The sequence below is a fragment of the Pseudoalteromonas sp. PS5 genome (genome assembly GCF_004103255.1).
GTDB classification, from domain to species: domain Bacteria; phylum Pseudomonadota; class Gammaproteobacteria; order Enterobacterales; family Alteromonadaceae; genus Pseudoalteromonas; species Pseudoalteromonas peptidolytica.
On sequence record NZ_RCSQ01000080.1, the window covers coordinates 65,512 to 86,604 of the forward strand.

The 21,093-nt window shown below is 44.5% G+C and carries 17 protein-coding genes; 14 read left to right on the forward strand and 3 right to left on the reverse strand.

The genetic code is table 11. The annotated features are described in order from the left end of the window. The first annotated feature begins 64 nt into the window (after nt 1-64). Nucleotides 65-1,231 (forward strand): ADP-forming succinate--CoA ligase subunit beta, encoded by a 1,167-nt coding sequence (gene sucC / locus D9603_RS11100; protein WP_010371452.1) that lies wholly within the window; start codon nt 65-67, stop codon nt 1,229-1,231. After that, nucleotides 1,231-2,103 (forward strand): succinate--CoA ligase subunit alpha, encoded by an 873-nt coding sequence (gene sucD, locus D9603_RS11105; RefSeq protein WP_099641555.1) that lies wholly within the window; start codon nt 1,231-1,233, stop codon nt 2,101-2,103. Before sucC ends, sucD begins: the two co-directional genes overlap by 1 nt. A gap of 291 nt (nt 2,104-2,394) precedes the next feature. Here the strand turns inward: sucD and D9603_RS11110 are convergent, their stop codons facing one another. The 3 genes from D9603_RS11110 to D9603_RS11120 form a co-directional block, all read right to left on the reverse strand. After that, nucleotides 2,395-2,706: an antibiotic biosynthesis monooxygenase gene (locus tag D9603_RS11110; RefSeq protein WP_128731351.1), complete on the reverse strand. Its 312-nt coding sequence runs from the start codon at nt 2,704-2,706 to the stop codon at nt 2,395-2,397. 115 nt (nt 2,707-2,821) lie between these two features. Next, the gene (locus tag D9603_RS11115) at nt 2,822-4,033 is read right to left on the reverse strand and encodes a Xaa-Pro peptidase family protein (RefSeq protein ID WP_128731352.1); all 1,212 of its coding nucleotides are present in this window, start codon (nt 4,031-4,033) and stop codon (nt 2,822-2,824) included. A 16-nt stretch (nt 4,034-4,049) separates the two neighbouring features. Next, nucleotides 4,050-5,285, reverse strand: coding sequence for an FAD-dependent oxidoreductase (locus tag D9603_RS11120; RefSeq protein ID WP_128731353.1), 1,236 nt, complete (start codon nt 5,283-5,285; stop codon nt 4,050-4,052). Nucleotides 5,286-5,511: 226 nt separating this feature from the next. On the opposite strand from D9603_RS11120, the gene D9603_RS11125 reads away from it, so the two are divergent. The 12 genes from D9603_RS11125 to D9603_RS11185 all read left to right on the forward strand — a co-directional run bounded on the left by D9603_RS11125 (nt 5,512) and on the right by D9603_RS11185 (nt 21,075). Then, a complete protein-coding gene (locus D9603_RS11125) occupies nt 5,512-6,426 on the forward strand; it encodes a dihydrodipicolinate synthase family protein (RefSeq protein WP_128731354.1) in 915 nt (304 codons plus the stop codon). Nucleotides 6,427-6,430: 4 nt separating this feature from the next. Then, nucleotides 6,431-7,432, forward strand: a complete 1,002-nt coding sequence (locus D9603_RS11130; RefSeq protein WP_128731355.1) for a 4-hydroxyproline epimerase — start codon at nt 6,431-6,433, stop codon at nt 7,430-7,432. 32 nt (nt 7,433-7,464) lie between these two features. Further along, nucleotides 7,465-8,961 carry an aldehyde dehydrogenase (NADP(+)) gene (locus tag D9603_RS11135; RefSeq protein ID WP_128731356.1) on the forward strand — a complete coding sequence of 499 codons (1,497 nt, stop codon included), beginning with the start codon at nt 7,465-7,467 and terminating at the stop codon, nt 8,959-8,961. Nucleotides 8,962-9,590: 629 nt separating this feature from the next. Beyond that, nucleotides 9,591-10,256: a GntR family transcriptional regulator gene (locus tag D9603_RS11145; protein ID WP_128731358.1), complete on the forward strand. Its 666-nt coding sequence runs from the start codon at nt 9,591-9,593 to the stop codon at nt 10,254-10,256. A gap of 222 nt (nt 10,257-10,478) precedes the next feature. Continuing rightward, on the forward strand, nt 10,479-12,374 hold the full coding sequence (locus D9603_RS11150; RefSeq protein WP_128731359.1) for a propionyl-CoA synthetase: 1,896 nt from the start codon (nt 10,479-10,481) through the stop codon (nt 12,372-12,374). Between the two features lie 448 nt (nt 12,375-12,822). Continuing rightward, nucleotides 12,823-14,091 (forward strand): HlyD family efflux transporter periplasmic adaptor subunit, encoded by a 1,269-nt coding sequence (locus tag D9603_RS11155; protein ID WP_128731360.1) that lies wholly within the window; start codon nt 12,823-12,825, stop codon nt 14,089-14,091. A 39-nt stretch (nt 14,092-14,130) separates the two neighbouring features. After that, nucleotides 14,131-14,826, forward strand: a complete 696-nt coding sequence (locus D9603_RS11160; RefSeq protein ID WP_128731361.1) for an ABC transporter ATP-binding protein — start codon at nt 14,131-14,133, stop codon at nt 14,824-14,826. Nucleotides 14,827-14,835: 9 nt separating this feature from the next. Continuing rightward, nucleotides 14,836-16,197, forward strand: coding sequence for an ABC transporter permease (locus tag D9603_RS11165; RefSeq protein WP_128731362.1), 1,362 nt, complete (start codon nt 14,836-14,838; stop codon nt 16,195-16,197). Between the two features lie 2 nt (nt 16,198-16,199). Beyond that, nucleotides 16,200-17,420 carry an FtsX-like permease family protein gene (locus D9603_RS11170; RefSeq protein WP_128731363.1) on the forward strand — a complete coding sequence of 407 codons (1,221 nt, stop codon included), beginning with the start codon at nt 16,200-16,202 and terminating at the stop codon, nt 17,418-17,420. A gap of 61 nt (nt 17,421-17,481) precedes the next feature. Then, nucleotides 17,482-18,801, forward strand: a complete 1,320-nt coding sequence (locus tag D9603_RS11175; protein ID WP_128731364.1) for a sigma-54 dependent transcriptional regulator — start codon at nt 17,482-17,484, stop codon at nt 18,799-18,801. Next, nucleotides 18,798-20,135, forward strand: coding sequence for an ATP-binding protein (locus D9603_RS11180; RefSeq protein ID WP_128731365.1), 1,338 nt, complete (start codon nt 18,798-18,800; stop codon nt 20,133-20,135). Before D9603_RS11175 ends, D9603_RS11180 begins: the two co-directional genes overlap by 4 nt. Before the next feature lie 499 nt (nt 20,136-20,634). Next, nucleotides 20,635-21,075: a hypothetical protein gene (locus D9603_RS11185; protein WP_176031776.1), complete on the forward strand. Its 441-nt coding sequence runs from the start codon at nt 20,635-20,637 to the stop codon at nt 21,073-21,075. The last annotated feature ends 18 nt before the right edge of the window (nt 21,076-21,093 follow it).

Sequence of the window (21,093 nt, forward strand, 5' to 3'; positions counted from 1 at the left end):
TGGGATAGCTGACTATTTGCATAAATATTCAGCTTTTTTAGTATAAAAAATTGGATAAAGCATCATGAATTTGCATGAGTATCAGGCAAAACAACTTTTTGCCGAATATGGTTTACCTGTATCAGAAGGCTTTGCTTGTGATACACCTCAAGAAGCAGTAGAAGCTGCTGGTAAAATCGGTGGAGACAAGTGGGTTGTTAAGTGTCAAGTACACGCAGGCGGCCGTGGTAAAGCTGGCGGTGTTAAACTTGCAGACAGCAAAGACGAAATCCGCGCATTCGCTGAAAACTGGTTAGGTAAAAACCTAGTTACTTACCAAACAGACGAGAAAGGTCAGCCAGTTGCTAAAATCTTAGTAGAAAGCTGCACTGATATTGCAAATGAACTATACCTAGGTGCTGTTGTTGACCGTGGCTCACGTAAGATCGTGTTCATGGCATCAACTGAAGGTGGTGTAGAAATTGAACAAGTTGCAGAAGAAACGCCTGAACTAATTCATAAAGCTGAGATTGACCCACTTGTAGGTCCTCAAGCTTATCAAGGTCGTGAGCTAGCGTTCAAACTAGGTTTGAACCCAACTCAAGTTAAGCAGTTCACTAAGATCTTTATGGGTCTAGCGCAAATGTTTATCAACCACGACTTTGCACTTCTAGAGATCAACCCTCTAGTAATCACAGACGCTGGTAACCTACACTGCCTAGACGGCAAAATTGGTGTTGACGGTAACGCGTTATTCCGCCAGCCTAAAATCCGTGAGTTCCACGATCCTTCACAAGAAGACGCACGTGAAGCACACGCGGCAAGCTTTGAGCTTAACTACGTTGCACTAGACGGTAACGTTGGTTGTATGGTTAACGGTGCAGGCCTTGCGATGGGTACTATGGACATCGTAAACCTACACGGCGGTAAGCCAGCTAACTTCCTAGATGTTGGTGGTGGCGCAACTAAAGAGCGTGTATCTGAAGCGTTTAAGATCATCCTTTCTGATGACAATGTTAAAGCAGTACTAGTAAACATCTTCGGTGGTATCGTACGTTGTGACATGATCGCTGAAGGTATCATTGGTGCGGTTAAAGAAGTTGGCGTAAACGTACCAGTAGTTGTACGTCTAGAAGGTACTAACGCTGAAGCTGGTCGTGAAGTACTAGCTAACTCAGGCCTTGACATCATTGCAGCTGAGTCACTAACTGACGCTGCTGAGAAAGTAGTTGCTGCTGCGGAGGGCAAATAATGTCTGTACTAATTAACAAAGATACTAAAGTAATCTGTCAAGGTTTCACTGGTGGTCAGGGGACTTTCCACTCTGAGCAAGCTATCCAGTACGGTACGCAAATGGTTGGTGGTGTTTCTCCTGGTAAAGGCGGTACAACTCACCTAGGTCTACCTGTATTTAACACAGTACGTGAGGCGGTAGAGTCAACTGGTGCAACTGCATCTGTTATCTACGTACCAGCTGCTTTCTGTAAAGACGCTATCCTTGAAGCGATCGACGCAGGTATCGAGCTAATCGTATGTATCACTGAAGGCATCCCTACACTAGATATGGTTGATGTTAAAGTGAAGCTAGAAGAAACTGGCGTTCGCATGATTGGTCCTAACTGCCCAGGTGTTATCACTCCGGGTGAAACTAAGATTGGTATCATGCCTGGCCACATCCACATGCCTGGTAAAGTAGGTATCGTGTCACGTTCTGGTACTTTGACTTATGAAGCAGTTAAGCAAACTACTGACGCTGGCTTCGGTCAATCTACTTGTGTTGGTATCGGTGGCGATCCAATTCCAGGTACTAACTTCATCGACGTACTTGAGATGTTCCAAAATGATCCGCAAACTGAAGCTATCGTGATGATCGGTGAGATCGGCGGTACAGCTGAAGAAGAAGCGGCTGAGTACATCAAGCACAACGTAACTAAGCCAGTAGTTTCTTACATTGCTGGTGTTACAGCGCCTCCAGGTAAGCGTATGGGTCACGCTGGTGCAATTATCGCAGGTGGTAAAGGCACAGCTGACGAGAAATTCGCAGCACTTGAAGCTGCGGGTGTTAAGACCGTTCGCTCTCTTGCAGAAATCGGTTCTGCACTAAAAGAGAAAGCGGGTTGGTAAGTTAATACCATCGTTTTAAAAAGGCTCCTTATGGAGCTTTTTTGATCTCGATGATGACTTATCCAAACCTCAAGTTATACCAATTTTCTTAATTAAGTGGTCTATTTTGAGGTGAGAAAATCTTGTCGATAACACCGCTTCCGCGTCCTGCTCACGCCGAGGTACCTACGTCCTGTAGGCAAGGCAAAAATTTTGCTATTTAGTTGTTCTAAATAAGAAATTTTTAACGCTGTTAGCGTCAGATTTACTCCTTCAAATTGAGCATGTATTAAGCTCATCGTTACTGTGCCGTTACAAGCTGTATTCTCTTTCCACTTTAGCGATACGGGTGGTATAGCTTTGATACCATTTATTATTACCGCTTTTTTGCGCTTCAATGTGCTCAGCATTAGCTTTCCATGCTTTGATTGACTCAAGGTCTCGCCAATAAGAAACCGTGATCCCAATTTCTTCACGTGCTGATTCTAGTCCTAAAAATCCGGGTTGAAGCTTAGCAAGCTCGACCATTCTCGACGCGGTTTGTGCGTAGCCCTCGTCGTCTTCATTTTTTATATTGGTAAAAATTACGGCGTAATAGGGTGTTGGTGGAGTCGTTGCAATCATAAGTTGTGGCGCAGTAAATTGTAGGTGTGAAGTTTATACCAATTAAGCTGTGCTCAAATCAATCATGATAAATAATGAGTTATTCATCAGAACAACTCATCATTTACTGCTAATGCTATTCGACCCCAAAAGGGTTGTCTATGCTGTGCGCAGGTTCAGTAAACCAACGTGGGCCATCGTCGGTCATATAGAAATGGTCTTCCAAGCGAATGCCAAATTCGTCAGGAATAACCAGCATAGGCTCATTTGAAAAGCACATTCCAGCGGCAAGCGGCTCTGGGTTGTCTTTGACTAAATAAGGCCATTCATGGATATCTAAGCCGATACCATGTCCAGTGCGATGTGGGCAACCAGGTAGTTGATAGTCAGGACCTAGCCCATTGCTGGCAATATATTCTCTCGCGGCTTTATCAACAGCGCCGCAACTCGCGCCAACTTTGGCTGCGTTAAATGCTGCAAGTTGCGCTTGCTTCTCGATTTGCCAAACGGATTTTTGCTTTTCACTGGGGGCGCCAAAAACATAAGCACGAGTGATATCACTAAGATAGCCGTGTAACTTACAGCCAGTGTCGACGAGAACCACATCGCCTTTTTTCAACGTTTGCGGATTTTTCACGCCATGTGGGAATGAGGACGCGACACCGAATAACACAATACAAAAATAATTGCCCGGTGCGCCCACTTTTTTGTGCGCTTCATTAACAAAGGCTTCCACTTCGGTTGTGGTGATCCCTTCATACAGCATAGATGCCGTCGCTTTATGTACGGCAAGTGTCATGTCCATTGCGCGTTGAATAAGGGCAATTTCATTTGCCGATTTATGCATTCTGCAATGTGCGGTTACTGCCTTTGCATTAATAAGCGAAAGCTCTGGAGCCGCGAGTCTGATCCCATCAGCAACAAAAAACGCAGTGCTTTCGTCAATGGCGAGTGTACCTGTGCTATCAATATTGAGTGTGTTAAGTACGTTTGCGACAAGCTCGTAAGGAGATTTTTCTTCTTGCCAAGCATGGATAGGGCCTTCAATCAGCCAATAATCTTTAATAGAACCAATTTCAAAAAATGGGACGATAAACTGGACTTGTCCGGTAGCGGGTAAAATAGCGCCGACCAAACGTTCACTGGCGTACCATTGTAAACCGGTAAAGTACTTTAAATTTGTACCTGCATTTAAATAGAGTGCATCAATGTTGTTTTGCTGCATATAGTGTTGAGCTTTTTCTATTCTTGCTAAATACTCGCTTTCGCCAATCGGTGCTACGCCTTTGGTCATATCTTCTAAGTTATCTAGCGCTTGCTGCGCACTTTGGTATGCAATACCTTTCATTTTTTGTGCTCCTTGTTTAATTAAATCGAGCAATACTAAAAGGAGTAAGATCGATGTCGTTGGGCTTGTTGTCAATAAGATCTGCGATACATTCACTTGAAATTGCGGCTTGGGTCAGTCCTAGGTGTTGATGACCTAGTGCAAAATAAAGGTTGTGATGATTAGGCGCTTGTCCGATGACGGGTAAATAATCTGGGAGTGAAGGGCGGAAACCAACCCACAAGTTATCATTTTCCTGTGGCAGCGATGAGTTTAACAGTATGCGTGCATGATGTAATAACGCGTGAGCACGGCTGTAGTTGGGTTTACTCTCCAGTGTGGCAAATTCTACTGTACCGGCAAGTCTTAACCCTGTTGTCATTGGCGTCATAATGAACCCTCGTTCACTTGATGCGACGGGTCTGGTAAGCGTGTTATTCACTGCCAACATATTGTGATAACCACGCTCGGCAATCATGGGCAGTGAGTAACCTAAAGACGCACAGAGCGTTTTACTTGCAGCACCTGTTGCCACGACTACTTTGTTAAAGGTTATCTTGTGGCTTTTGGAGTGAAGTGTATAGCCATGCCCTGTGTGGGTAATATTATCGATTGAGCCTTGCTTGAACGTACCGCCTAGCTGCATAAACTGCTCATATAACGTCAAACAGAGGGCGTAGGGATCTGTGCTATGCGCGACTTTATCAAAATACAGTGCTGAGGTAATAGTATTTGATAGGCTCGGCTCCATTTCTCGGGCTTGATCACCTGTTAGTAAGCTCACTGAGATGTCTTGTTCGGCGTATTTGTGATAGCTTTGACGCGCAGAGCTTTCGTCACCTTCAAATACCAGTAAACTGCCGTTACTAGATATAAGTGTATGATATTTGTCACCAAGTAAACGCTGATATGCGGGTAGTGCGCGTTCATTTAAACTTCTAAGTGCGATTGTACCTTTATGGAAGCAGCTACTTTTCATTTGCTTTAAGAATCGTACAAACCAAGGAATATTTTTGAGCAAAGAGGTGGTCTCAATTCGCAAAGGCCCCATCGGATTGACTAACATGCCAGGCACTTTTGTTAGTAAAGCTGCATTTGCCATGGGAAATACCTGTTCTGTGGCAAAATGCCCAGCGTTACCCTCAGAACATCCCTCTGCGGGCTGATTTTTATCGAGTAATGTAACAGTGTGGCCTCGTCGAGCTAATTGCAGCGCTGTGGTGATCCCAATAATCCCAGCACCTATCACTGCAATGTTATTATTATTTTCCACGATGTACCTCACCATCTTAAATTGTATTTCCACATAGCCATCAATCAGGCCTCGTTTAATTACCAAGAAGAAAAATTTATTACATATAAATCATAAGACTATAGAGAGTTAAGCCAATCATTTGAGTGGATGGCTAAAAAATCTCAAGTTGAATATTGATTATTGTATACAATATACCTATGATGGCAAGCACAATAACTAAACAACTTAATGAAAGGCGAGAACCATGAAGGTAAATTGGCAGGGTGTATATCCAGCGGTAACCACTCAATTCCATGATGATGAAAGCATCAACTTTGATACCACCAAAGCGATGATAGATAACCTGATTAACGAAGGGGTTCATGGCATCATAGTATTAGGCACCGTAGGTGAAAATTGCTCACTCACAGCTGACGAGAAACGCCAAGTCTTAAAAGCTGCAACAGAGGTGGTAGGTGATAGAGTGCCACTACTTAGTGGTGTGGCTGAGACCACAACAGCACTGGCTATTGAGTTTGCCAAGGATGCAGAAGCGCTTGGCATAGATGGGCTAATGGTATTGCCGGGGATGGTCTACCGCTCTACCGAGCGCGAAGCTATTCATCATTACCAACAGGTGGCGCGTAGCACCGCGTTACCTATTATGATTTACAACAATCCAGTGACCTATGGTGTCGACGTGTCAATTGATGGCATGAAAACCTTAGCTGAAGAGTCCAATATTGTTTCTGTAAAAGAAGCAACGGAAGATACTCGCCGTATTAGCGAGCTATTTAGCGCATTTGGCGATCGCTACGTAGTATTTGGTGGTGTTGATGATATCGCACTGGAAAGCTTGATGCTTGGCGCAACGGGTTGGATCTCGGGATTGACTAATGTATTCCCACGCGAGTCAGTGGCTATTTATAGGCTTGCTGAGCAAGGTCGTTTTGAGGAAGCGCGCGCGTTGTGGCGTTGGTTTTTACCTTTGTTACGCTTAGATACAATCCCAACACTGGTGCAGTGCATTAAATATGCCGAGCAGCTAGCCGGACGAGGTAGTGAAGTAACTCGCTCGCCAAGATTACCTCTTACTCAAGAAGAAAAAGCCTATGTAAGTCGCTTGTTCGATGAAGCAATGGCAAATCGAATTGACTTAAGCCAATTTAACTTGGACTAAGCGTATGATTTTGGGCACCTATTATTGTATTGATGGCCATACCTGTGGCAACCCTGTGCGCTTGGTCACAAGCGGTCATCCAACGCTTTTGGGTGAGAGCATGAGTGAAAAGCGCCAACACTTTTTACGTGACTACGATTGGATAAGGCGCGCACTGATGTTTGAGCCCAGAGGCCATGATATGATGTCGGGTGCCTTTTTATATCCACCGACCACTGCTGATGGGGATGTGGCAATCCTATTTATCGAAACCTCTGGGTGTCTGCCGATGTGCGGACATGGCACTATCGGGACAGTCACTTTTGGCCTAGAAAGTGGCCTTATTACTCCAAAAGAACATGGTTTACTCAAGCTTGATACTCCAGCGGGGCGCGTGAATGCTTATTATGAAATGAATGCAGGTAAAGTGACTTGGGTAAGACTCTATAATGTACCGGCATTTTTGGCGTATCAAGCGGTGCCTGTCCACATTGATGGACTAGGAGAGCTTACTGTTGATATCGCTTACGGCGGTAACTTTTACATTATTGTTGAGCCTCAAAGTCTATTTGCTGGCGTGGATCAAAGTTGCGCCGCTGAATTACTGGCATGGAGCCCCAAAGTGCGCGCGGCAGTCAACGCGCAAATAAACCCTATCCACCCTGAAGACTCTACCGTGTGTGGCGCCTCCCATGTGTTGTGGACAGGCAAGCCACAACATCCAGATAGTCATGCTGCAAACGCGGTATTTTATGGCGATAAAGCACTTGATAGGTCACCTTGTGGCACAGGCACAAGTGCAAGAATGGCGCAGTTATATGCAAAGGGGCTGCTAAAAGAGGGTGATACATTTGTTCACGAGAGCATCATAGGCAGTCAATTTATCGGTAAGGTCGAAGGCACAACAGAGGTCGCTGGAAAAGTGGCTATTCAACCAAGTATTCAAGGTTGGGCACGTCAAACGGGGAGTAACTGCATTACAGTAGATGACGAAGATCCTTACGCATTTGGTTTTCAGGTGCTCTAGCCATTAAGACTGAAAGAAAACAGGAGCTAACAATGAATTTATCAGGAAAGAGCTACATTAACGGTGCGTGGCAAGCTGCGCAAAATGCAACAACATTTTATGCGTTTTGTCCTGCAACCAATGAACCGTTAACGCAAGCACTTTTTAACGCCAGTGAAGCACAAGTACAGGAAGCCGTTAATGCAGCAGAGCAGGCTTTTAAGGCTTATCGTAAAACGTCGATGACTGCTCGTGCAGAGTTTCTAGAGACCATAGCACAAGAAATTCTCGCCTTAGGTGATGAGCTAATAACTACCACGATGGCTGAAACTAACCTGCCACGAGCAAGGCTTGAGGGCGAGCGTGGCCGCACGGTCAACCAATTAAACGCATTTGCCGCAGCGCTGAGAGATAACCTAGCAGAGCTCAGTTTAGATAGAGAAGAGCAAGCGGACCCAAATCGCACTCCGCTGCCTAAGCCAAAAACACAGCTTAAGCATATTCCAATTGGCACTGTTGCGGTGTTTGGCGCGTCAAACTTCCCGTATGCCTTTTCAACGCTCGGAGGCGATACCGCAGCTGCGTTAGCCGCTGGCTGCCCTGTGGTATATAAAGGTCACCCAGCACATCCGGCAACGTGTGAGCTAATGACTAAGGCCATCGCCACAGCAATAAGCAAGTGCGATATGCCAAGCGGGGTGTTTTCAATGCTGCAAGCCAAAGCGTACGATGTTGCGCATTGGCTGGTGGAAGCTAAGCCTATCAAAGCAGTTGGGTTTACAGGCTCCTTTGGCGCTGCAAAAGCATTGCAAGACACCATCGCGAAGCGCCATGAACCTATTCCGCTTTACGCTGAGCTTGGCAGCGTGAACCCGCAAATTGTCTTACCTGAAAAAGTACAGGCACAAGGCGCAGAGCTTGGTGCACAATTTGTCCAGTCTTTACTTATGGGTAATGGTCAGTTTTGTACTAGCCCCGGTATTTGGTTGGTGCCAAGTAGTAGTTCGCGAGCATTTATCGAGACAACTAAGCGACATATTAGTGAAGCACCTTCAGATACCTTACTGACTCCGGGCATTTTAAAAGCTTATCAAAACAGCATCGCGGCGCTAAAAGCACACCCTCAAGTAACGTTGTTGAGCGCTGGTGAGCAAGCACAGCCGTTTCACGCCAGCGCTCACTTGTTCCTGACGGATAGCGAAAGCTTTGCAACCGATGCAAGGCTTAAAGAAGAAGTCTTTGGGCCAAGTGCTTTAGTGGTGAGCTATGACAACTTAGCGCAGCTTGAAGACTTAATCGCAGACTTAGATGGACAGCTCACCGCCAGCATTCACGGCACTGAGTCTGACCTACATCAAGCTAAAGACATCATAGAAGCGCTACAATACCGTGTAGGTCGACTGATTTACGGGCAAATGCCAACAGGCGTTGAAGTGTGTGCCACCATGAACCATGGTGGGCCGTTTCCGTCATCAACCGATGTACGCTCAACATCGGTAGGGTTAGAAGCGCTCAAACGATTCGTAAGACCAATTTGTATACAAAGTTAAGCAAACCAAGCCCATAGTACCGCTATGGGCTTTTTACTGTATTGTACTTAAGGCGGTGTTCATGCTTATAGCGAGGTTGAGCTGTAGGTTGGTACTTAAGAGTTTTTTGCTTGAGTGGATATGTATAGAGTGATAAGTTAGCGCTTTTCATAACAATAATCGGAACAGTCATAGTATCCATGGTTTGTAAAGACACAGATAAAAAGCCTAATTCACCAATCAACTCAAATAAGCACAAGTTCAAGCTAGCGCTGGTTTTAGGGGTCATAGCGCTAGTCAGTACTGTTGTATTTTTTGTCCTGACCAGTAATTTTATTGCGGTTGACAACTGCTTAGACGCTGGGGGAAGCTTCGACCACGCACTAGAGACTTGTGTTCACTAATAAAGTCATCGTTATACGGGTCGTTCCTAATGCGATATTGCTGGGTTCGACTTAATGACGAAGAGCAAATATATTTGTTCGTTTACAGGTAACCCATAAAGCGAAACTCGGTACAATAAACATAAACCTAATTTTGCGCAGACACTGATAACTCAATACATGACCCTGTAATTAATTAAGACAAACATGCAATTTGCATTCAGATACGTTTATAATGGGCTCATAAAACAATAATTACTAAAGATTATGGCGATTGTACATAAAACTCGAACTCAATTAGTTGCTGAAGCAATTCGTGAAAAAATCCTCACTGGCGAAATCAAAGCGGGCGAGCCGCTAAGGCAAGCCGCACTGGCGGATGAGTTAAATGTCAGTCGTATCCCAGTTAGAGAAGCCCTTCTGCAACTAGAAGCTGAAGGCTTAGTTAACTTTGAAGCGCACAAAGGTGCGACAGTCACGCGTTTAAGTGCCGAACAAATTGATGAAATATTTGACTTACGCGCATTGTTAGAAGCCGAGCTATTACGTCACTCAATCGAAAAGTTAACCGCGCGCGACCTATTAGAAGCCGAAGCCATCTTAGCTGAACTTGAAGAAGCCACTGCCGCTGGTGATACACAGCTGGCAACGGGCAAACTCAACGCCGAATTTCACAGTAAACTCTACAGCAAAGCACAGCGCCCACAAACTCGCGAGTTGGTGGATGTGTACAGCAAAAACTCTGAGCGCTACGTGCGCATGCACATCCTTCTTGCCGGTGGCATTAAAACTGCGCCCGAGGAACATCGCCAGCTATTAGAGCTGTGCCGCGATAAAAATACCAAAGGGGCCTGTGACTTTTTGAAAAAGCATATCACTGGCGCAAAAGATGATATTAAAGCGCTGCTGCTAAAGCTTGAAAGCGAGCAATAGGTAAATTTGGTTGTATAAATCTCAGTGGATTTCTGAACCGTAGTCATATTTACTATCATGACTGTTGTTCAGGACGCTGTGATTACATGTATTGCACAGACATAATCATATTTAACGCCCCCAACATTGATCCACATCATCCTCGCAAGACTAAAGTCTCATCAAAACTTGGCGGCTTTTTATCTATCTTTACTCTGTTCTAGCAAAACTGAGTAACCTATTATGACAACAACAACCTATCAGCAGGCATACCACACATTTTCCCAAGACCCAGAGGCATTTTGGCTCAACGAAGCGGCACGGCTTGATTGGCATACGCCACCAAAAATCGGACATAACCAAGACCAAGAGGGGCTAAGTCATTGGTTTAGTGATGGTTTGATGAATACCAGTTATTTGGCACTTGACCATCATGTACACCAAGGCCGAGGCGAGCAAACCGCATTAATTTATGACTCGCCAGTGACGAATACCAAACGCAAAATTAGCTATGGCGAGTTGCTCTCTCAAGTGAGCCATTTTGCGGCTGGCTTAAATCAACTTGGTGTTAGCGTAGGTGATAGGGTGGTAATTTATATGCCCATGGTGCCTGAGGCGGTTGTTGCTATGCTTGCCTGCGCGCGCGTGGGTGCTATTCATTCTGTGGTGTTTGGCGGTTTTGCGCCCCATGAGCTTGCGGTGAGAATAGATGATGCTAAACCAAAGCTAGTGATCAGTGCTTCTTGTGGAATTGAAATAGGTCGCACTATTGAATACAAACCTATGCTGGATGAAGCTTTATCGTTGGCAAAGCATCAAGTGGAACATTGCATTGTGCTACAGCGTGAAGCATACCAAGCACAGATGTCATCGCCAAGAGATCTAGATTGGACGGTGGTGGCAAATACACCAGAATCTTTTGATGCTGTGCCTTTACCAAGCACGCATCCGCTTTATATTTTATATACCTCTGGCACCACAGGCACACCCAAAGGAGTAGTGCGAGAGCAGGGGGGTCACGCTGTGGCATTAAACTACAGTATGAAAACCGTTTACGGCATGGAGCCCGGTGAAGTATTTTGGGCAGCATCCGACATTGGCTGGGTTGTGGGGCATTCTTATATTGTCTATGGCCCACTGATTTATGGTTGCACCAGCGTGTTATACGAAGGTAAACCGATTAAAACCCCGGATGCTGGGGCGTTTTGGCGAGTGGTTGAAGAATATCAAGTGGCAGCGCTCTTTAGTGCGCCCACGGCATTTCGTGCCATTAAAAAAGAAGATCCGAGCGCGGCGCTATTGGCTAACTACAACACCAGCAGTTTAAAAACCTTATTTTTGGCAGGTGAGCGACTCGACCCTGCAACCTACGACTGGTTACAGTCCACCACAAAGCTGCCGGTAATTGACCACTGGTGGCAGACAGAAACGGGTTGGGCTATCGCATCTAATCCCGTTGGAATTGAGCTGATGCCGACAAAAGCGGGCAGTGCCACGGTTCCCATACCTGGCTATCAAGTTGAGATCCTCGATGTCGACGGCAGTACATGTGAGGCCAATCAACAAGGCGTTGTTGCAGTTAAATTGCCCCTTCCCCCAGGTTGTTTAACCACTATTTGGAATAATACGACGCGCTTTAAAGGCAGTTATTTGTCTCAATACCCCGGTTATTATCTCTCTGGTGACGGCGGCTATTTTGATGAAGGCGGCTATCTGTTTATTATGGGCCGTACCGATGACGTAATAAACGTAGCCGGACATAGACTGTCAACTGGTGAAATGGAAGAAATTGTTGCAGGCCATAATGCTATTGCAGAATGCGCCGTATTTGCCGGTAAAGACGAGCTAAAAGGCCAAGTGCCTATTGCTATGGTGGTATTAAAAGATGGTGTAAACACCACTGAAGCGGCCATTACAGAGGAAATAAGAGTCTTGATCCGAGAAAAAATCGGCGCGATTGCCTGTCTTAAAACTATTAGAGTCGTTGAGCGTTTACCCAAAACCCGTTCGGGTAAAATACTTAGAAAGAACTTACGCCAGCTGGTGGATGGAGAAGATATTATCGTACCGTCTACCATTGATGACCCAGTCATTATTGAAGAATTAAAACAGCTGTGGGGTGAGAGTCAGTACCAATAGTTTTGTATGTCAGCGGGTTACTCCAATGCCAAACATCAATATTTAATGTGGCTGGTTTATCCCGCGATAAAATATACCTCAGGTAGGAGCGGGTTCACCCCGCGATCTTTTGAGTACGGTTATCGTTTTAACCTAATATCATGTTAAGTCATGGCTACCTATGCTGCTGAGCTAACAGAGTGAACTTTGTGCTAAAGGGTTACCGACGTTGAGTAGGAGCGGGTTTATCCCGAGATCTTTAATACAGCTCTCTCAAAAATCCATCATCACAACAACCCAACACAACCAACCGCTGTCCGCAAACTGTCCGGTGTCCGTCCAACTTCTCTAATTTACATCGCTAAAATTAATAAAATCTATATAAAACAATAATATAAATTCTGGCACGTTACTTGTTATTAATTACTCAGCATATTAGCGGACACCAACTTGTCCGCATGGAGGTAGCATGATTAAAGATACAAGTGCGCAAGACAAACAAGTCGCCAAAAAAAGAACCATAAAAAAGCCAGTTATCGCTTTACTTACCCTTGGGATCACCTTAGGTGGATTAACCAGTGCTTGGCCAAGCATTAACACGATTTTATCTGCCGAGCAGGCGGTGTCGCGGGAGCAAATACGTCTTGCCACAGTCGTAAGAGGTGATATCAGCGAAGATATTCGTGTTGAGGGGCGTACGCTCGCTGCGAATAACCCTGATCTATACGCTATTGCATCAGGCACGGTAACACTCAACGTTAAACCAGGTGATACCATAGTTGCAGGACAAATTTTACTTAGCATCGACAGTCCTGAGTTGGATAATCGTCTACTTCAAGAGGAAGCGACGTTTGAACGGCTTCAAACAGAAGTTGAGCGCCAGCGGATCTCAATCAAGCAGCAGCTACTCGATACCAAACAACGCATGGAAATGGCGAAAGTAGAACTGGAAGCCGCTGAGCGGGAAATGGCGCGATCAAAACAAAGTATCGAAAAGCAAATCATCTCAAAGCTAGAGCTTGAGCAGTCCATGGTCGAGCTAAAGCGCGCACAATTGCAAGAGCAGCATGCCATTGAGTCTTTAAAACTGGAGCAAGAGCGGCTCGCGTTTGAGCTCAAAAGTAGCGAACTCAGTCTAACTCGACAACAACATATTCTAGAAGAAGTGCAGCGTCAGGTTGCTGCACTTAATATTGTTTCGCCGCTGTCGGGGATTGTTGGTACGGTACATGTGCAGCAAAAACAGTTCGTGCAGCAAGATGCGGCGCTCATATCATTGGTTGACCTTTCAGAGCTTGAAGTGGAAGCACAAATTCCTGAAATTTATGCAGAAAACCTAGGTGCAGGCATGGCCGCTGAGGTATTCATTAATCAATATCAATACAGCGCTAAGCTAGTTGCAATTTCCCCTGAAATTGAAGCTGGCCGCGTGAGTGCACGGGTGCGATTTGACGAGCAGCCAAGTGGTCTTCGTCAAAATCAAAAGGTATCAACCAGAATTATTCTGTCGCAAAAGCAAGACGTACTCAAAGTAAAAAGAGGTGCATTTGTTGAAACAGGCGCTGGGCGTTTTACATACACAGTTGTCGGTGAGCAGGCAGATCAAACATCCATTCAGCTTGGTGTAAAAAGTATTTCTGAAGTTGAGGTTATCGATGGCTTGAGTGAGGGGCAAGAAATCGTGATCTCAAGTTTAGAGCCGTTCAATAACAAAGCGCGAGTGTTACTCGGTAAGTAAGTCAGCCGCGCATCAAATAAGAATGAGAAGGAATAAGTAATGTTAAAAATGAATGAAGTAAGCAAAATTTACCGCACTGATCTGATTGAGACCCATGCGCTGAGCAATGTGAATTTGAGCATAGATGAGGGGGAGTTTATTGCCGTTACCGGTCCATCAGGTTCAGGCAAAACGACTTTTTTGAATATTGCCGGTTTATTAGAGCGCTTTGAACGTGGAGACTACTATTTAGATGGTGAAAACGTTGCCAATCTTAACGATAAAAAGCTGTCACAGCTAAGAAATGAAAAAATTGGTTTTATCTTTCAAGGCTTTAATCTTATCAGCGACTTATCTTTATATGATAACGTTGAAGTTCCTCTTATTTTCAGAGGAATAAAAGCCAGTGAGCGCAAAAAGCGCATTGAAGAAGCACTTGAGCTTGTTGGACTTGCAAGCCGCATGAAACACTACCCGGCACAGCTAAGTGGTGGGCAGCAGCAGCGTGTTGCCATTGCCAGAGCATTAGCTGGAAAACCTCGGTTCTTATTAGCAGATGAGCCAACGGGTAATTTAGACAGCTTAATGGCAAGGCAAGTGATGGACTTATTACAAGAAGTAAACCAAGCGGGTACTACATTGATTATGGTAACGCATGACAATGAGCTGGCAAGACGAGCAGGTCGTAACATTCAAATTCTTGATGGCGAACTCACTGACATCACTAAATCTCAACTAACTGATCTGGCAGTGTAGGAGCAGGCAATGAAAGAATTAGTAATGTTAGCTTGGCAAGGGTTAAAACAAAAGCCCAAGCTCAGTGCACTGATGGTGATCAACCTAGCAGTTGGGATCACATTAATGTTAACGATGTCTGCTATTGTGAAACAAAGCAGTAGTGAGGTAATTGGCTACAAGGGGGATAGCTTATACACAGCTGGCCTCAACTATTTTGACGTCGATGAAGACGTGAACGACTTTAGGCAGTTTCCTCGTTGGACGTATCAAGATGCTCAGGCCCTTCAACAAGCGAATTTACCGTATGAATATGTATCGTTTAACTATACCACTGAATTTATCGTGGGGCTTGCAGATAATTCAGTTAGGCCAATAAGTGTTGAGGCGTCAGGTACAGATAGTGGGATGTTTAATGTGCTTGATGTGCCGTTTATCTATGGTACCGCGTGGAATGCGCAAAGCGAGAAAAGTGGCGAAGCAATCGCTGTTATCAGCAAACATGCCAACGATCACTTATTTGGTGGAGTAGACTCTGTAGGGCAGTTTATTCAGGTTCAGGGAGAGCAAATACGAGTTGCTGGTGTAGTCGACCTAACGCGTTATAAACGTCGCTTTCAAGATTTAAGCTTTAGTAATAATTATAATCACGACGTGTTTATCCCACTAAATTATGCTTATGCGCAAAACTTTCCGAGAACGGGACAGGTAACGTGTAGAACAGACGACTTATACACAACAATCAGCCCTCGTAGTGGCAGTATAGATATGCTGAAAAGTGCAGAGTGTGGTTATTTGACGGTGTGGTTTCAGTACCACAATGACATAGAATTGGCGCAGTTGGCCGAATTAAAAGCATGGTTGAATAATTATATTAAGCAGCAGCAAGCGCTTGGTCGTTTTCAACATAAAAACCTTACCGACTTTTATAGCATGGGCGAGTTGTATATTTTGATCCAGCGCTTTATGGCATGGGAAGCTATTTACCTGACTTTTTCTTACTTATTATTTGGTATTTGTTTAGTCAATACCGTTGGTATTCTGCTGGCTAAATTTCAAGCTAACCGCAAACTTATTTCCCTATATAGGGCACTTGGTGCCAATCAAAGCGTGATCATGATCATTCACTTTTTAGAGATTTTAATGTTAACCCTAGCTGCCATTGTCCTTGGGTTTATATTGGCGTTTGCAGGTCTTGAATTGATGTTCCATTTACGCATGTACCAAACTGACTATATGGCCATAGCAGAGCAAGTCAGGCAAATCTATCAGTTCGATAGTGAATTGGCGCTTGTGACAACGCTAGGTATTTTCTTGGCAGTCGGACTGTCTGGACTATATCCGGTGTACCGCAGTAGCCGCGTATCACCAGCATCGGAATTAAGGGGATAAACATGGCGATTAAACACATTCTAAGCTTAATTCTAAAGCAAAAAAGTATTGCGTTATTAATTATTTTACAAATAGCTATCACAGTGATGATTGTCAGCAATACCGCATTTATTAGCTACGCAACATTACAAAATTGGTTGATCCCATCAAAGCTTGAAGAGCGTCAAATACTCAATGTCACGACGCGGGTATTTGATACCTCAACCGATGTCCCAGCCCTAATAGAAAAGGACATTCAAGCGATTGAAAAAGTGCCTGGTGTTATTGCAGCGTCTTATGCTGGTCGAGAGTTGGTATTGAATAGCTTAGGCCCAGGATGGACTATTTTTAAAGACACCCAACCAGAAACTGACTACCGTGTGTTTGGTTATTTTGGTCTTGATGAAAAAGGCGCAGATGTACTTGGACTTGAGCTTGTTGAGGGGCGTAAATTTTATGCCAGTGAATATATTAAAGGAGATGAAACAACCAAAAATGCAGGGGTTATGATGATAAGTGAAGAGCTAGCTAAGTCGTTATTTGGTGATAGCTCTGCGCTCGGTCAATCCGTGTACATTTCAAGGCAGCGCATAGCGCATCAAGTTATTGGTGTATATAAAGGCAAAATGCTGGGAGAAGGTGCAACGTATAGCCAACAGCCATATCATTCCGGAATTGTTCCTGAAGTTATTTGGGGCAATCGTCAGCGGGTAAATTACTTAGTCAGAGTCGAAGCTGGAGTATCTGAGCGGGTGCTCGAAGACGTCGAAACCGCACTCTATCATACAGATGGGCGAATGGTTGACCGAGTCGAGTTTGTAGGCAGAGCTAAAAAACGTTTATGGGATGGCCGGAGCACCTTTGCGCTCACCATGGCAGGGATCAGCCTGATTGCTTGTGTGGTAACAGCACTTGGCATCGTTGCACTCGTTAGCTTTTCTGTTAGCTTACGTAAAAAAGATCACGGCATACTGCGTGCTCTGGGAGCTTCTAAAGGTCAAGTAATGTGGTCTTTAATAAAAGAAAATACAATTTTAGTCTTTATCGGTTTAGTGCTAGGCTTTGGCCTCTCGATTTTGCTTTACTATTTTTTGATGCACAACGTTCGCGTGCAAAGTGTGGTGGAGATCCCGTTATTAGTCGGGGTTGCTATTTTCACTTGGCTTGTAAGCACCCTTGCGGTGTACGTGCCAGCCAAAGAGGCGGCTAAAGTGTCACCGGCTCAAGTCACCAAATCGAGTTAATAATAAAAACAACAAAGCCCCGTATGGGGCTAAATCTATAAATTAGGATCAAAAAGCGTTCATGAGTGTATTGGTAATTGACGATAATCCAGATGTAATTCAAGCCATTAAAGTCCTTCTGTTGCTCAACGATATTCAGTGTGAAGGTGTCATTTCTCCGCAGCAAGGGTTAGAGATGGTGCGCAGTAAGCAATTCGACTTGGTCATTCAAGACATGAACTTTACGCGGGATACCACAAGTGGCGACGAAGGCAAAGCGCTGTATAAAGCGATTCGAGATATAGAGCCTGACTTGCCTATCATCTTACTTACCGCGTGGACAAACCTAGAAATGGCGGTAGAGCTTATTAAAGATGGTGCGGCAGACTACCTTGCTAAACCTTGGAAAGACCATAAATTGATCACCTCAGTGAAGAATTTGCTCGAAATGCGTGAATTGCAAGAGCAGGTGAGTAGCGCGGCAAATCAGCGTAATGCGCGAGTGCAAAAATTAAAGGCACAATATGATTTGTGTGGTGTGGTGGTTGCCGATCCTGCCATGTTGAGCTTGCTCGAAATGGCAACTCAGGTTGCCCATTCTGATGCACCAATATTGATCACAGGACCAAACGGGGCAGGTAAAGAAAAAATTGCAGAAATCGTGCAAGCCAATAGCAGCTATAAACATAAACCCTTTATTAAGGTAAATGCAGGAGCTATTCCAGCTGACCTGATTGAGGCCGAATTATTTGGGGTTGAAAGTGGTGCGTATACAGGCGCACAAAAAGCCAGAGCTGGGCGCTTTGAAGCGGCTGATGGCGGAACCTTATTTTTGGATGAGATAGGTAACTTGTCTTTGGCTGGTCAACAAAAATTACTGCGAGTATTGCAAAGCGGTGAGTTTGAACGTGTTGGCAGTACGGTGACAAAAAAGGTCAATGTAAGGGTAATAAGTGCTACCAACAGTAATTTACCAGAAGCTATCCGTGCAGGTGCTTTTAGAGAAGACTTGTATTACCGAATTAACATGATAGAGCTGAAGCTGCCGCCATTGTCTGAACGTAAAGAAGATATAGCCGAGTTGGTAGAACACTTTTTACCTAGCAATAAAACAATAAGCAACGCGGCAATGAAGCAGTTAAAGCATCATTCTTGGCCGGGTAACGTCCGAGAGCTAGAAAACACCATAGGTCGTGCAGTGCTGCTGAGCTCAGGACAAGAAATTGAATGCGCGCATTTGGCGATTCAAACGCCGCAGTATGGAGCTGTACTTGAGTACACACAAGCTGATATTCAAGCAGCGTTAGACAGTGCGGATGGCGTTGTTAGTAAAGCTGCAAGAAAGCTTGGGCTAAGCAGACAGGCACTATACCGCAGAATGGAGAAGTTTGGTTTAAAATGACGGTATCTCTTCAAGCAGCAGTGTCTGCATGCGTTTTTATCTCATTGTTAGTATTTGCAAGTGTTGTTGGCTTTGCTTCGGCTTTATTGTGGCCTATCACATTATCGCTGTCAGCTGGGCTCCTTAGTGCAGCGCTTGTGGGACTATTAAGCGTTCAATATTGTATTGGACGCCAGCAGCGAATAATCGATTGTTTGACAAATGGGCTTCGTAGCTTTAAAGATCAAGATTTCTCAATTCAAATTACCCATTTTGACAGCATAGAAATGGCTGACTTAATTCTAGAATATAATCGTTTATCGACAACACTAAAAAAGCAGCGCCACGCCACAAGCCAACGAGAGTTGTTACTCGATACGATTTTACAAGTTTCCCCGGTATCTATTTTGTTGCTCAACCAATTTGACCAAGTCATATACGCTAACGACAAAGCCGGAAAATTACTTAATAACAATAAGTCGTTAAGCGGCCTAGTGCTTCATCATGCCATTGCAAATGCAGACCCAAAGCTGCAAACTATTTTGCTACAAAAAGAATCCGGATTTGTGACTTTTCAAGCCAATGATGAAAAGCAAAGCTATTACTTTTCAAGGCAGAGCATAACGCTCAACCACCAGCCACATGTATTGTTAATGTGTCAAAACTTATCCAGCGAAATGAGCCGTCAAGAAGTGGGGCTATGGAAAAACGCCATTCGGCTGATAAGTCATGAGCTTAATAATTCATTAGCGCCCATTTCTTCGTTGACCAACTCGGCAAATACAATTGTAGAGCGCAGCGCCAAAGAGCAAAACCACGCCCTTATTCAACTATTGCCCGAAATGCTCTCGACGATTAACCGCCGCACGGAAAACCTCAGTGAATTTGTGGCTAAATATAGCGAATTTGCAAGATTACCTGCGCCAAATATTACAGAGCAACCCTTGCAGCCTTTACTTGATACAGTTAGCAAACTTTATGACTTTACTTTGCTGGCTCCACTCCCTGTAGAAAGTGCCTTTTTCGATCCTATACAGGTAGAGCAGGTGTTGATTAATTTAGTTAAAAATGCGCATGAATCAGGGTCTAAGATAGATGAAATAGGCGTGAAGCTGCTGGTTGATTATCAACGACTCATTGTTGTAGTCGTGGATAGAGGGGCGGGAATGGAAGAAGAAAAGCTTGCAAATGCAGTACTGCCATTTTTCTCCACAAAACCAAGTGGTACAGGTATAGGGTTGAGTATTTGTAATGAAGTCGCCATTGCCCACGGTGGACAACTTAAGCTATTTAATCGCAAAAAAGGTGGCTTAATGGTGCAGTTTGATTTACCACTCGTCGCACCAAAAGCATAGCTTTGTAATGACACTTACCCATATCTGGTAGGAGCGGGTTCACCCCGCGATCTTTTAGGTTGTAATACCGCACCCTATGCCACGGAAATCTTTTTGCTCGGATAAATCAAGACCTACAAATAACAAGTTTCACAGGTTTATCCTGTTGTCTTCATTTTTTGCTAAGCCCATATCTGGTAGGTGCGGGTTCACCCCGCGATCTTTTAGGTTGTAATGCCGCACCCTAAGCGGCGGAAATCTTTTTGCTCGGATAAATCAAGACCTATAAATAACAAGTTTCACAGGTTTAGCCTGTTGGCCTCACTTTCTGTTAAGCTCATATCTGGTAGGAGCGGGTTCACCCCGCGATCTTTTAGGTTGTAATGCCGCACCCTAAGCGGCGGAAATCTTTGTCGTGGTAAATCACGACCTACAAATAACTCCTGTTGAGCGCATATCTATCGACAGGCAAAGGCAGAGCAGCGATACTCAAGCAAATTGACCATATAGGGATATAAACTTGAACGCGCAAACTCAAACCAATAACTACTTTTTACTCTTTGCCGGCGTGTGTACAGCGATTGCCGCAGTGGCGCACATTGGCTGCATTATCTTCGGTGCATCTTGGTATCGATTTTTTGGTGCCGGCGAAGAAATGGCTACTATGGCCGAGGAAGGGCTTATTTATCCACACCTTATCACTGCCGTTATCGCTACAATTTTACTGCTCTGGTCATGCTATGCGTTTTCAGGGGCAAAATTGGTCCGGCAATTACCTTTGATGAAAACCGCTTTGTGTGTAATAAGTTTAATTTTCTTAATAAGAGGAGTTGGCTTTGTTTTTATCATGCCAACTATCCCTGATAACAGCATGACATTTTGGTGGGTGAGCTCCTCCATTTGCTTGGTCATAGGCGGCGCTTTTGCGCTTGGAACCAAAAAAGCTTGGTCAAAAATTTAGCCGTTTTAAAAGCCAGCA